Genomic DNA, 13,689 nt, shown 5'->3' with positions numbered 1-13,689 from the left:
TGCCGACAGCCGAAGTCTATGCTACCAAAACCCTAACCTTCTTAATCCTCTTCTTATCCGCGGATTGTACTTTGAAGGTAATGGCCCTGTGAGTTGCCAGTTCGCCGGTTCTAGGTAACCTTGAAAATAATTCCAGTAATAATCCGGCTAGTGACTCACTATTACCTCGGATATCATCAAAATAATCTGTTTCCAGGTTTAGTATGCGGCACAAATCATTAATCAAGACTTTCCCTTCAAAAACGTAAGTATTTTCGTCAACCTGCGTGTAATTTACTTCATCGTCTTCATCGTATTCGTCGTTAATATCCCCGAATATTTCTTCAATAATATCTTCCAGTGTAATGAGACCGCTCGTACCCCCATATTCATCAACGACAATAGCCATGTGCACCCGCCGGTTCTGAAAATCTTTCATCAGATCATCCAGACGTTTGCTTTCGGGTATAAAATACACGGGCCTCAATAGCTTCTGCCAATTAAAATGTTCGTCCAGGTGAATATGCGGCAGCAAGTCCTTGACATTCAATATACCTTCGATATGGTCCAGATCATCCCGAAAAACCGGCACCCGCGAATATCCCGACTTGTTGATTTTATCCATGAGTTCATGAAAGTTGAGCTCGATATCAAAAGCCGTAATGTGCAGCCTGGCCTGCATCGCCTTCCGCGCGTTCGTCTGTCGGAAATTAGCCAATCCTCTCAAAAGATCAGTTTCTTCTTCACTTTCCGATTTTGCCTCCAGCCTTTCAGTCGTGATCTCAGCACCTTCCGGCGTAAGGACTCCGAATGAGTAGCCCAGCTTCATGATCGGCTGGGTAAGGGGCTGGCATATTTTGATCAGCAGTGATGTAAAACCCGCAATTTTGGGGATAAAATCGTTGGCTTTCCGGGCACTGTTGTACCTCACGATTGCATCGAACCACACCCAGGTTGCCAGGAAAACGAGCAATATCCACTGAAAAAGCTCATTATCCATCGATTGCGTTTGCATCCAGGCCAGTCTTGCAGCCAAAAGCAAAGCAAACAATGTTATTGCGCGTTGAATTAAAGAGAGGGCAAGTTGCTGAATTCTGGTTGGAACCTGACTGTCCGAGTCACTTTTGCGTTCCCAGGGATTTTCCATCGCACCGGAAGCAGCATACGCGGCACGGATTCCAGATAAAAAAAGGGAGATCAGAAAGAGAAAAATTACAAAAATGAATTCGTAGGTAGCTATAAAATCAATAGGTACGAGGACTCCTGCAAAAATCGATTGCGTACTTTTTGGGGAAACGAGGATCCCCGTACGCTTTCGGGCAAGAGGATCATCGCTATCTTTTGTTTCTTTCACGAAAAATCAGAAAACGTTGTTACAGTGATTTCAATAAGTTAAATGTAACGATTCTGGCCAAAATAATATTCAATTCCACGGAAGCCCGTAAAATAAATATTCTTTTGGCCAGAACCTTTCTTCTGATTAGTCAGGATTTAGAACGGAAGATCGTCGTCATCACTTCCCGATGCCATAGATGGCGGAATAGGATCCGACGATCTTGGTGCTTGATTTGCTCTGGGGGCAGAAGGCTGTGAATATCCCTGATTGCTATTATCTCCGCCGGAATTAGAACCTGCAGGCCCACCGAGCAATGTCATACTGTTTGCACGGATTGTGACACCAGTTCTCTGCTGGCCTTCTTTATCAGTCCAGCTATCGGTACGGATACGGCCTTCAATGTAAACCTGATTGCCTTTTTTTAGATATTTTTCAGCAACCTTGGCCAGTCCTTCCCAAAGTTCAATACGATGCCACTCTGTATTATCGACTCTCTCACCACTTTTATTCGTATATGATTCCGTAGTCGCAATATTGAACTTCGCTACCGCAGATCCACTCTCAAGATACCTTACCTCAGGATCGCTTCCCAAGTTGCCGATTAATATCACCTTATTTACACTTCCTGCCATGATTTCTTAAATGTGGATATATTTTAATGTTGCAGGTTAAAGATAATCAAACATCCTGCTCAGTGATCTTTCCGGTTATTTTATCTTTCAAAATTAATTTATTCCTGCCGTCATGTGTCATTTCCTTTTTGATCAGGTAATGATTTTCATCGTAATTAATATAATTAGATGGCTTAGTTAATCCTTCCTGTCCGCGCCAGACAGGCAGCTCCACCTTTTCCCACAATTTCGATTTGGCAGAACGGTATGCTGCGTCTATAACAGCATTGACAACATAACCATCATAAAATGTCTCGGCTGGCTCTACGCCTTTTTCAACGGCATTAAACATATCCGTAAACATATGATTATAGCCCAAATCATTGACTTCATCACCTACTGGAAAGAGCCAGCCAGTATTACTTTCCGCCTTTTCCGCAACATAGTCTTCTCCTTTTCCATCTGCATTCTGGCCTGTAGTGAACATTTCAAATCCGGTCCGAAGAAAGTTGTTGATCCAGATCGTACCCTCGGTTCCCATCACTTCATCGCGCAAATCCATACCTCCGCGGAATGTCCAGCTCACCTCAAACTGGCCGATCGCGCCGTTTTCATATTTAACTAATGCAATAGCATGATCCTCAGCATCAATAGGCTTCACCTGCGTATCTGCCCAGCACATTACTTCGACGGGTTTGATATCCTTTCCTATAAAATTCCTGGAAATCTCAATACAATGACAACCCAGATCTAAGATACAGCCACCGCCGGCCTGTTCAATATCCCAAAACCATTCACTATGCGGTCCGGGGTGGGCTTCGCGCGATTTTGCCCAAATGATCCTGCCCAGAGATCCATTTTTTACACTTTCCAGAGATTTCAGAAACTTCGGAGTGTAGCAAAGATCTTCAAGATAGCCCGCAAAAATCCCGGCTTCTTCGACAGCCATCAGCATACGCAAAGCCTCTTCTCCATTCCGTCCCAGCGGTTTTGTCGATACAACCGCTTTCTTATGTTTGGCGCAAAGCAAAACTGCCTGTTCGTGAATATTATTAGGAAGCGCTATACACACCATATTGACATCAGGGTGCGCGATAACTTCTTCCATATCAGACGACCAAAAATCACAGCCATAGTCGGCAGCAAATTTTTTTGCACTTTCCTCTCTCCTGGCATAAATAGCGGTTACCCTGTCCCGGCCACGCTGGCCATGAATTGATTCAGCATAAAAACGTCCGATAAATCCGGAGCCCAACATGGCAATTTTTTGCATAACTGTGGTTTAGATAAATATTTAAATGATACTGGAGGTCATATATAGTCATTGCAGTCATGTGTGGTCATGAATTGTTATGTATGTTCAATTGTAACAATTCTTGACTATCAATGACCAAACCTGACCATATGTGACAAAATATCCTAACTAGTCTTAACTTCCTGCTCCCATCCCGTGGTTTTCAAAGCGGGATCGTTTTCCTTTTTCAGAAAATCGGCATCTCCAAAAGACAAAGCTTCCCATTCCATTAAAGCATGGTCGGGAACGGTTGACACCGGTACTCGCCAGGATGTAGACGTCTCACTGTACGCAATATTCGATTGGGAATTATAGCAAGAAATCAGCGACCATCTCGGATGGTCAGACAAATTAGCCTCGGATCGGTGCAAAAGGTTACTATGGAAAAATAGCGCATCCCCGGGCTCAATTTCGCAATAAACCAATTCCATTGTTTTCAACGCATGATTTACCATTTCCATATCCGCACCAACCTGCTCTCCGGCAAAACCGTGATTAACCCTTCCCATTTTATGAGAACCTTTAATGACCTGCAGACAACCGTTTTCTTTATTGGCTGACGTCAATGCAATCATTACGCTCATCAACTGATCTGGAAAAATAAATTGATTTTTGTACCAGTATCCATAATCCTGATGCCACTCCCAGGCTCCCCCCACCTTAGGTTCCTTTTGCATTAATTTGGTGTGAAAATGGCAAACCTGACTATCCTGACCCAGTAACTGCCAAACCGAGTTGACCATTCGTTCGCTTCGGATAAGATAACCGAAAACGTCATTAGCCGGTGTAAACCAAAGTGACAGCTTCGTCTTTTTACCCGACTGATCGTTCAGATCCATCGCATTTTTCTGCATGACTGAATTTTCAACAGCGGTATGATACAGCTTGTCCGTTTCCTCCTTCGAAAAAAGCCCTTTAACCACCAGATATCCGTCGCGGTCATATGATTCTACCTGAGTTGCACTTAAATTAAAACCTGCCATAATGGATCAATTTTACATGTTAAATACAAAAATATATTAGTTAAAATACAATTCAACGTTCTGTTGACAAAGTTTTAAACAAAATTTAAACCTCCGTAAAATTGATTTCAAACCGCATGATCACAGATAATTTTCCTCTTTGAGTACGGTATCTATTAAAATAGGTTTGGGCAAAATTTCAACCTCCTCTTTGGTGTAAAAGGCAAGCGTAGGCGGCAATTCAAATTCCTTATTCTCAAAAATCTTTACCCACCAGAACCGGACGTTCAATCTTTGGTGCGTGAGCAGATGTAGATAAGACTTAGGTACTTCCCGGACCTGTCCGGCAGTAAATAACCGGCCAACCAAATCGTCATCAATGAATACATCTGGCAACACCTCGGATTCTTTGGACTCGATCATATAAAAATCATATAAGCCCTTCCATATATCCCGGCCCTTTCTCTCCTGCATAGCCAGCATATCTCCTTTTTGAATAATAAAGTAATTCAGATGGCGCTGCCTGACAGTTAGTTTTTTTACCTTAACGGGAAACTTGCTCTGCAAATTAAACGCATACGCGTAACACATATATGTGAAAGGACAAACCTCGCAGTCGGGCGAAACAGGTACGCATTGAATAGCCCCGAACTCAATCATTGCCTGGTTGTACGTAGCCGGGTCCTCGTGCGAAACGAGCTCTTTTGCCAACGCAGCAAACTCCTTTTTCCCCTCATTACTTAGCATGTCCGACTGAATCCCGAAAAGGCGCGACATCACACGATATACATTTCCGTCAATCGCCGCCACTGCCTCTCCAAAAGCGAAAGAAGCAATAGCTGCTGCCGTGTAATTGCCCAGCCCTTTGAGCTTGGATAGCTTGTCCGCAGTTTCCGGAAATCTGCCTTCGAATTCATCTACGATTTGCCGGGCAGTATAATGCATGTTCCGCGCACGCGAGTAATACCCCAATCCTTGCCAGAGTCTCAACACGTCCTTTTCGTCTGCCTTGGCAAGATCAAAAACAGTCGGATAATTAATCAGAAACTTTTCATAATAAGGAGTTCCCTGAGCCACACGTGTCTGTTGCAGAATAATTTCCGACAGCCAGATTTTATATGGGTCGCTCGTCTTCCGCCAGGGCAACGGACGGTGGTTTTCGAGATACCACGATTTAAGTTTTTTATTAAAATCAATTACCTGTAAATGATCGGGTAGCATATTGTTTTTACTTATGTACGCTGTTTTTTAACCAATTAGAAAAAAAATGAAAATGCCATCCTTTTAAATTAAGGTAAAATTAGCGTACCTTTGTGTTCCCAAAATTTAGAGGAGTAAGTAAATAAATGAAATAATATCCACTTAAAGTAAACAATCAAAGTGACTAAGGCAGACATAATCGCACAGATTTCTGAGAAAACAGGCGTGGACAAGGGCGATGTTCAGCAAACGCTAGAATCGTTTTTCACCGTGGTAAAGGACTCACTTTCTGATGGTGAGAACCTTTATGTAAGAGGCTTCGGTAGTTTCATCAATAAAAAGCGTGCGCGTAAAGTAGCCCGTAATATTTCGAAGGGAACTTCAATGATTATTGACGAGCACTTTGTACCGAGTTTTAAACCTGCAAAAGTATTTGTAGAGCAAGTGAAAGAAAGTGACAAATTGAAAGCTGTCGCTGAAAAGTAATTTCCTGTAAAGGTTTGGTCATAACAGTATGAAAAAGTCTATTATCCTTTCTTGCGTATTAGCTATTGCTCTTGTTGGAACGCTATTCAGTCTTCCGAAAGTGGTAGTGAATACGAAAGCAAAAGAAATGGACAAAGAGAATACTCAGCCTGCCGCAGCAGCGGCAGCTCCTGAAAATTCTCCCCAGTCGCATGATGGAGCCACTTTATCTCCTGAGCAACAGAAAGTGGTTGACCAGCTAAGAAGTGGCTTTATTCAGGCGGGTGAAAAGGAAAAGGTAGCGGCTGGATTTAAGTTATCCGACAAGTTTGCCGAATTTCAAAAATTTGATAGCGCCGCTTTTTACGCTGAAAAGTCCACTCTCTTGTCCCCTTCTATTGAAAATCTGGTAAGAACAGGCGATCGTTACTACGAAGCATACGGATTTGCAATCGATGATCAAAAAGCGAAAAATCTCGGAACTAAAACACGGGAATATTACCAGAAAGCAATTGACCAGAACCCTGGCTTACTGGCTGCCAAGGCCAACATGGCGATGACGTATGTCAATACAGAGAACCCTATGCAGGGGATTTTGATGCTACGGGAGGTTATAGACACAGATCCTACGAATGAACTGGCATTGTTCAATTTAGGCATACTGTCTATGAGGTCTAATCAATATTCAAAAGCAGCGGACAGGTTCAAACAAATTCTTACCAACAATCCGGCCAATACTAAGGCGAAATTTTACCTGGGATTGACACTTGTGGAGTTGGGAAATAAAGAAGAAGCCCGTAAAGTTCTTGCGGAGGTTAAAAACGAGGAAAAAGATCCTGTGATCCAGCAAGCTATCGGTGAGCTGGAAGGCCGCCTGAACAACTGATAAAGAAAACCATTATCTATTTATAAACGACATATATTTATGCCTTGCGGAAAAAAAAGAAAAAGACATAAGATTTCAACTCACAAGAGAAAGAAACGACTTAGAAAAAACAGACATAAGAAGAAATAATAATATATTCATGACCGGATTTAACTGATAAATCCGGTCATGCCTTCTTACCTACGCATGTAATACCCCTTTTAATCTTGGAAAAGCGGGCGGTTAATTATCAACATTATATAGCCATTAAGTTGGTTGAACATTGAGTAACGAATTACTAATCAATTCTACTCAAAAGGGAGAACGTATAGCCCTTTTGCAGGATAAACGTCTTTTAGAGTACCACGTCGAAACACCGGATCAAAGCTTTACCGTTGGTGATATTTACCTTGGTACTGTCAGGAAATTGGTGGCTGGACTCAATGCTGCATTTGTAGATGTCGGTTTTGAAAAAGATGCTTTTCTGCACTATCTCGATTTAGGGCCTAATATCAATTCTCTTAACAAACTGACTAAAGACGTTATTTCCAAGCGCGGGAACTCCGGGAAATTGAATAATTTCAAGATGGAGCCTGAGATCGAAAAGCTTGGGAAAATTGATAAGGTACTTTCAAAAAATCAACCGATACTTGTACAGATTGTTAAAGAACCTATTTCAACAAAGGGTCCTCGTTTGTCTTGCGATATTTCCATTGCAGGCAGATACATCGTATTAGTTCCGTTTTCCAATTCTGTAAACCTTTCTAAAAAAATCACCGACAAGCAGGAAAGAAACCGCCTGCAGCGTCTGATGTCTTCTATCAAACCTGCCAACTTCGGTGTAATTATACGCACTGTGGCAACGGGCAAGGATGTAGATGAACTGAATAAGGATTTACAGGATTGCCTTGACAAATGGGAAAATGGTATCAAAACGCTTCGCGACGCCAAACCCCGTGACAGGGTTATCGGTGAAATGAACCGGGCCTCCTCAATTATTCGGGATATGCTGAATGAGTCCTTTGACAGCATTACTGTTGATTCAAAGGAGGTTTATGACGATATCAAAGCGTACATCCATAACATTGCGCCTGACAAGGAAAACATTCTCAAATTGCACAATGGAAAGAACAAGCTTTTCGAGCAATTTGGATTGGAAAAACAGATCAAGTCGCTATTCGGACGCTCGGTAAGCCTTCCAAACGGCGGATATCTGATCATCGAGCATACCGAGGCATTGCATGTTATTGATGTCAACAGCGGAAATAAATCTAATTCTGAGGAAGATCAGGAAGCCACAGCATTGAGTGTGAATCTTGAAGCTGCCAAAGAAATTGCCCGTCAATTACGTCTTCGTGATATGGGGGGAATTATTGTGGTTGACTTCATCGACATGAAAAAAGCGGAAAACAAACGTACGCTTTTTGATATCATGCGCGATGAAATGAAAGGTGACAGATCCAAGTATACCGTCCTGCCACTTTCAAAATTTGGTTTATTGCAGATCACACGCCAGCGTGTAAGACCTGAAATGAACATTGTGACCCGCGAAACCTGCCCTACTTGCGGAGGTACGGGTACCATTCAGGCCAGTATTTTGGTCTCTGATGTGATCTCGAATAATCTGGATTACATTCTTACTAAACAAAATGAACGCGGAATTACCATTTCGCTCCATCCGTTCCTGCATTCTTATTTTACCAAAGGAATTATTTCTGAACAGGTCAAATGGCTTTTCCATTACAAAACCTGGGTAAAATTGATCAAGGACACTTCACTAGGCGTTGTTGATTTCAAATTCCATAACAGGTACGGTGAGGAAATTGAAATTGTCCCTGGCAACTAGGAACTAATCACCTTACTTTAATTTATTTTTCTTATTTGTTATTTACCCTGCCAGTATGGGTTTCTTCTTTCTTTGAAAGCGGCTATCCCTTCTTTCGCGTCCTCAGTTTGAAGAATAATGGCAAGTTGGTCTTTCAGATAGGAATGTTTTCTATTTTCAGGTATTAAAGGAAGTTCCTGATAAACCCTCATTCCCGCCTGGATCGCGAATGGTGCATTTTGACAAATTGTTTTCGCAAGATCATCAACCCTATTCATGATTTCTCCTTTCCCTACGATCTCAGTTACGAGGCCAGACTGATGAGCTTCATCTGAATTGTAAACCTTCGCTGTAATCGCCATTTCAAGTGCTTTTCTCGCATGGACGACAGAAAGCAACGATGCCATGACCTGCATAGGCCAAATTCCCCTTTTCACCTCTGGAAGACTATATGTTGCCTCGGAAGTACTTACAACGAAGGTACAGCCGCAAATAATCAGAAAACCTCCTGCCAGAACCGGCCCCTCCACTTGTGCAACTGACGGTTTATGTAATTCAGCAAAAGCATCTCCTAAAACCGCCTCTTCCCGAATTTTTGGTAAGGTATTGTTAGGAAGATCATTTGAAATATCATGAAAGGCATTTAAATCAGCACCGGCACAAAAAACCGGCCCTTCTCCGGCGATTATCACGCAACGAACTTGTCGATTATAATGAGCGAAGGCTAATGCATAAATTATCTCTTCTACCATTGCCGGGGTAAAAGCGTTCCGTTTTTCCGGGCGGTTCAATGTAATTCGGAAAACATAATCTTTAAAAGACGTTTTTAAATACAAAAACCGCACGGAATTAAAAGTCTGAACGTCGTCCTCAGTGTAGAACCTCATGATTATTGCCATTTAGCGGCTTGCAGCGATGATACAGACGATTGATTTCGCAAAATCAACCCTTGTTACCAATAACGTCTTCAAGCATTAATATATACTGAGCGATACCCTTTTCTATTTCTTCCAAATAGATAAACTCATCTGCACTGTGCGATCTTCCCGAATGCCCTGGCCCCATTTTCAGCGAATGGCAGTCCAGCAATGCCTGGTCAGAAGTGGTGGGTGAACCATAAGCATTACGCCCCAGTTTCAACCCAGCCTGGACGATCGGATGTTCCATAGGAATACTTGAAGGCCTCAGCCGGATCGAACGCGCAGTAACTTCCGACTGAATATTCGCCTGAATTTCTTCTATAATTTCTTCGAGCGTATACTGATCGGTAGCGCGCACATCTATTGTGAATGTGCATAAATCAGGAACCACGTTATGCTGAGTACCGGAGTTAATAATTGTCACGGACATTTTTACCGGCCCCAAAGTGGGAGAAACTTTCGGGAACTGGTAGCTGGAAATCCAGTTGATATCTTTTAATGCCTTGTAGATTGCGTTATCGCCTTCCTCCCGCGCAGCATGTCCGGATTTTCCCTTTGCAGCACAATCCAAAACCAGCAGACCCTTTTCTGCAACCGCGAGGTGCATTTCGGTCGGCTCGCCAACTATTGCGAAAGAAATTTCCGGCAATTCCGGAACGACGATTTCAAGTCCTTCCTTTCCGGATATTTCTTCCTCAGCCGTAGCTGCTATCACCAGATTATAACTTAGATCATCCCGCTCATAGAAATGGCAAAAAGTAACAATTAGTGATACGAGGCAACCGCCGGCATCATTGCTTCCCAACCCGTAGAGCTTACCATCCTCAATCAGGGCTTTAAAGGGATCCAGAGTCCAGGATTTATTGGGTTTTACTGTATCATGATGGGAATTCAGTAACACAGTTGGTTTCGACGCATCAAAGTGAAGATTATAAGCCCATATATTATTCTTTTTTCGTTGAAGCGGAATATTCTTTCCCTCAAAAAAATCAGAAATGATTCGGGCAGTAGTGTCTTCTTCTTTACTGAATGAAGGGGTTTCGACTAGTTTTTTTAAAAGCTCAATCGCTTCGTAAGATAGTATTTTGACGTTTTCCAAAACAATAGGGCAACTGTGAACATAATTTCTTTGCGCAAAGATATGGAAAAGTCAGTGGTTCATAGTTACCACCTTACTTGGCCGTCACCCCTTACCACCCATTTTTCAGTCACCAGTTTTTCCAGGGCAAAAGGTCCGCGGGCGTGCAGTTTCTGTGTTGAAATCCCGATTTCAGCGCCCAAAGCAAACACTCCACCGTCAGTGAAACGTGTTGATGCATTGGCATAAACGGCAGCTGCATCCACTTCTTTCAGGAATGTTTCGATCAGTTCATTGTCGGACGAAACAATGGCTTCCGAGTGCCGTGATGAATAGGTCTTGATATTTTCGAGCGCGTCGTCAAATCCATCCACCACTTTCACAGAACATTTATAGTCAAGAAATTCCTTCCCGAAATCCTCGGGCTCAGCATGTTGCAGATATGGATAACCGGCTTTTTGTAGTATCTTAAATGAAGCATCATCGGCAAAAACCTCAACATTCCATTTCACAAAACCTTCTTTCAGTTTTGGCAAGAATGCATCGGCTATACTTCTATCGACTAATACAGTATCCAATGCATTGCAGGCAGAAGGCTTAGACACCTTAGCATTAACTACAATTTCCGCTCCTTTATCCAGATCCCCGGACCGCTCTATATAAGTGTGGCACACCCCTGCTCCCGTCTCGATGGTTGGCACAAGCGAATTCTCACGGACAAATTTGATCAGTCCTTCCGAACCTCTCGGGATAATAATATCAACAAATTGCGTGGCCGTGAGCAACTCTCCGACAAATTCCCGGCCGGTAGGCAGCAAAGTAACCGCTCCGCTCGGCAGGCCAAATTCAGCCAATGCTTCGTGGATCAGTCCGACGAGATAAGTGTTGGAATAATGAGCTTCTTTTCCGCCTTTGAGTACACAGGCGTTAGCCGAGCGAAGGCAAAGCGACGCCACATCAATGGTAACATTTGGCCTCGATTCGTAAATGACTCCGACTACCCCAAGCGGTACTGCAATTTTCTGAAGCGATAATCCTTGTTCTATTGTTTTTTCTGACAAAACATCCTTGGTAGGGTCGGGCAACGACGCAACATCGCGAAGACTGTCAGCAAGATCCAAAATCCTTTTTTCATTCAGAAGCAACCGATCCTTTTTAGGGTCGGCATCATCCATTAATTCAAGGTCTTTCTGGTTCTCAGCGACGATGTTCTCAACGTTCGCCAGTATTTTATCAGAAAGCAAAATAAGAAGGTCAGCGCGTTGCTTGTCCGACAACCGCCTGACAGCCGCAGATGCGTCGCGCGTTTCTTTTAATAGAGGTAAGATAGATTTCATTACAGTAATACTATATCGTTGGCATGCGCCACTTCAAAATTCAATGTTTTCAGGTTTTGCCGGATAGATGAGGATGTTTCCCTTGCCCGGGCCACAGCGATCATTTCTTCATCAGGTGAATATATTTCAATGATCTCTCCGGATTCAAATTCACCGGTAACCTCAGTCACCCCTACCGCCAAAAGACTTTTTCGCCTGAGCAAAGCTTTGGATGCGCCTTCATCTATTTGCAACCTGCCTGAAACCAGTCCACCACTACCAAGCCAGCGGTTTCGGGAAGATAATGTACTTTTCCCGGGCTGGATCAAAGTCCCTGCATTTCCTTTCAATGCCTGCAACAACTCATTTTCCTGATTCATCCCAAAAATAACAACCCTGATCGCCATGCGGGCAGCGAGTTTGGCAAAGGTAAGCTTCGAAGCCATGCCCCCCAATCCCAAAAAAGATTTATCGGTCTTTACAAACTTAAAAACCTCATTAACGTTGGATACGTTCCTGATGATCTTGCCATGTTCATCCAGTAATCCGCCTACGGAGGTACAAAACATCAGACACTCAGCGCCAAACCCCACAGCAAGCAAAGTTGCCAGTTCATCATTGTCCGAAAATTTCAGCTCGCGGTCGCTTACTACGTCATTTTCATTAACAATGGGAATAATATTGTTTTGCCAAAGTTCCTCAAAGGTTTCCTTCAGTTGCAGGAACTTACTCCTATTGGCAAAATGCTGCCTTTCACAAAGACTCTGGGCAATGTAGATTTTATTGGGAGCAAAGTAACTCGCATACAGGCCCACGAGCAACGGATTTCCCACCGAAGCAGCGGCTTTCCTCTGCGTCATAGACCCTTTATAATCCTGAATATAGGCTTTCCCTGCGCCAACGGCTCCCGAAGAAACTATAATAATCCGATAGTGGGCATGTATTTCCGAGACTTGCCGCGCTATTTCCGAAATAATCCTGACATCAGGTTCGCCGGAGGGGAGCGTAATGGAAGCTGTCCCGAATTTTATAACTAGTATTGGTTTCGACACTTTGATATTCAAATAAATGCATGCCGGAAGATGATCCATACATGCCAGGCAATTAATTTTCCGTCAAAATTAAATATTTCAAATGATATACTCTGGCAAATATGAATTAGCCGTACAATAAATCGTCGAGCACATTCCCGTCGAAGCGGCATTTCATCTTCAAAGCTTTTTTCAGCTGCTCAAGATACTTTTTACGGGATATCTCGATAGCACCGTACCGGAGTACATTATCATTGATAAACTGCGTGTCTAGGAGAATAAAATTGTTTAGACGGAGAATTTGGATGAGGTAGTGAAAAGCTACTTTTGAGGCATTACTCTCAGCCGAAAACATCGATTCTCCAAAAAAAACGCCGTTGATGGAAACACCATAAAGCCCGCCCACCAGCTTGTTGCTGCGATAGGCTTCGACGCTATGCGCGTACCCAAGATGATGCAAAGCTGTATAAGACGAAATGATCTCCTCCGATATCCAGGTGCTCTGCTCCTTCCCCCGTGGTCCTGCGCATCCCCGCATCACTGCCTCAAAGTCCTGATCTATTCTGATATCAAAATATTTTTTGTTCAAAACAGGTCGTAAGGACCCGGAAGGTTTATAAGTATCGATAGGAATAACCGCCCTGGGATCCGGGGAGTACCAATATATCGTCCCGTCCGCTTCGGCCATCGGGAATATGCCATTGATATATCCATATAGCAGGTCGTCGGTAGTAATTTCGGACATTGAAGACACGGCGTTCACATTAGAAATTGACCGGAAGAGACCAATACTCCCGGCAAAAAAAT

At 43.2% G+C, this 13,689-nt stretch carries 13 protein-coding genes; 3 read left to right on the top strand and 10 right to left on the bottom strand.

Features of this window, described 5'->3' with window-relative positions; translation table 11 throughout:
- Window positions 1-16 precede the first annotated feature (16 nt).
- The 5 genes from FBF61_RS21155 to mutY all read right to left on the bottom strand — a co-directional run bounded on the left by FBF61_RS21155 (window position 17) and on the right by mutY (window position 5,403).
- Window positions 17-1,333, bottom strand: coding sequence for a transporter associated domain-containing protein (locus tag FBF61_RS21155; RefSeq protein ID WP_138481048.1), 1,317 nt, complete (start codon window positions 1,331-1,333; stop codon window positions 17-19).
- Between the two features lie 137 nt (window positions 1,334-1,470).
- Window positions 1,471-1,947 carry a single-stranded DNA-binding protein gene (locus FBF61_RS21150; RefSeq protein ID WP_138481046.1) on the bottom strand — a complete coding sequence of 159 codons (477 nt, stop codon included), beginning with the start codon at window positions 1,945-1,947 and terminating at the stop codon, window positions 1,471-1,473.
- Window positions 1,948-1,993: 46 nt separating this feature from the next.
- A complete protein-coding gene (locus FBF61_RS21145; RefSeq protein ID WP_138481044.1) occupies window positions 1,994-3,199 on the bottom strand; it encodes a Gfo/Idh/MocA family protein in 1,206 nt (401 codons plus the stop codon).
- A gap of 146 nt (window positions 3,200-3,345) precedes the next feature.
- The gene (locus FBF61_RS21140) at window positions 3,346-4,203 is read right to left on the bottom strand and encodes a phytanoyl-CoA dioxygenase family protein (protein ID WP_138481042.1); all 858 of its coding nucleotides are present in this window, start codon (window positions 4,201-4,203) and stop codon (window positions 3,346-3,348) included.
- Between the two features lie 120 nt (window positions 4,204-4,323).
- Window positions 4,324-5,403 carry an A/G-specific adenine glycosylase gene (gene mutY / locus FBF61_RS21135; RefSeq protein WP_138481040.1) on the bottom strand — a complete coding sequence of 360 codons (1,080 nt, stop codon included), beginning with the start codon at window positions 5,401-5,403 and terminating at the stop codon, window positions 4,324-4,326.
- A gap of 159 nt (window positions 5,404-5,562) precedes the next feature.
- Here mutY and FBF61_RS21130 point away from each other — a divergent pair, with 159 nt between their 5' ends.
- The 3 genes from FBF61_RS21130 to FBF61_RS21120 all read left to right on the top strand — a co-directional run bounded on the left by FBF61_RS21130 (window position 5,563) and on the right by FBF61_RS21120 (window position 8,558).
- Window positions 5,563-5,868, top strand: a complete 306-nt coding sequence (locus FBF61_RS21130) for an HU family DNA-binding protein (RefSeq protein ID WP_138481038.1) — start codon at window positions 5,563-5,565, stop codon at window positions 5,866-5,868.
- Window positions 5,869-5,896: 28 nt separating this feature from the next.
- A complete protein-coding gene (locus tag FBF61_RS21125) occupies window positions 5,897-6,733 on the top strand; it encodes a tetratricopeptide repeat protein (protein ID WP_138481036.1) in 837 nt (278 codons plus the stop codon).
- Between the two features lie 262 nt (window positions 6,734-6,995).
- Window positions 6,996-8,558 (top strand): Rne/Rng family ribonuclease, encoded by a 1,563-nt coding sequence (locus FBF61_RS21120; protein WP_205748307.1) that lies wholly within the window; start codon window positions 6,996-6,998, stop codon window positions 8,556-8,558.
- Window positions 8,559-8,596: 38 nt separating this feature from the next.
- On the opposite strand, the gene FBF61_RS21115 is transcribed toward FBF61_RS21120, so the two are convergent.
- The 5 genes from FBF61_RS21115 to aat all read right to left on the bottom strand — a co-directional run bounded on the left by FBF61_RS21115 (window position 8,597) and on the right by aat (window position 13,627).
- Window positions 8,597-9,382: an enoyl-CoA hydratase/isomerase family protein gene (locus FBF61_RS21115; protein WP_229215160.1), complete on the bottom strand. Its 786-nt coding sequence runs from the start codon at window positions 9,380-9,382 to the stop codon at window positions 8,597-8,599.
- Between the two features lie 97 nt (window positions 9,383-9,479).
- Window positions 9,480-10,556, bottom strand: a complete 1,077-nt coding sequence (locus tag FBF61_RS21110) for a M20 family metallo-hydrolase (RefSeq protein WP_229215159.1) — start codon at window positions 10,554-10,556, stop codon at window positions 9,480-9,482.
- A 65-nt stretch (window positions 10,557-10,621) separates the two neighbouring features.
- Window positions 10,622-11,872 carry a glutamate-5-semialdehyde dehydrogenase gene (locus tag FBF61_RS21105; RefSeq protein WP_138481030.1) on the bottom strand — a complete coding sequence of 417 codons (1,251 nt, stop codon included), beginning with the start codon at window positions 11,870-11,872 and terminating at the stop codon, window positions 10,622-10,624.
- Complete coding sequence (proB, locus tag FBF61_RS21100; protein ID WP_229215158.1) at window positions 11,872-12,942, bottom strand: glutamate 5-kinase; 1,071 nt, start codon at window positions 12,940-12,942, stop codon at window positions 11,872-11,874. The genes FBF61_RS21105 and proB overlap by 1 nt, the downstream gene beginning before the upstream one ends.
- A gap of 67 nt (window positions 12,943-13,009) precedes the next feature.
- Entirely contained in the window at window positions 13,010-13,627 is a 618-nt protein-coding gene (aat, locus tag FBF61_RS21095; RefSeq protein ID WP_138481028.1) for a leucyl/phenylalanyl-tRNA--protein transferase, read from the bottom strand.
- Window positions 13,628-13,689: the final 62 nt, after the last annotated feature.

The organism is Dyadobacter bucti (assembly GCF_005869225.1).
GTDB lineage: Bacteria > Bacteroidota > Bacteroidia > Cytophagales > Spirosomataceae > Dyadobacter > Dyadobacter bucti.
The sequence above is the reverse complement of the archived record's forward strand: the minus strand, read 5'-3'. Positions and strand labels throughout refer to the sequence as shown.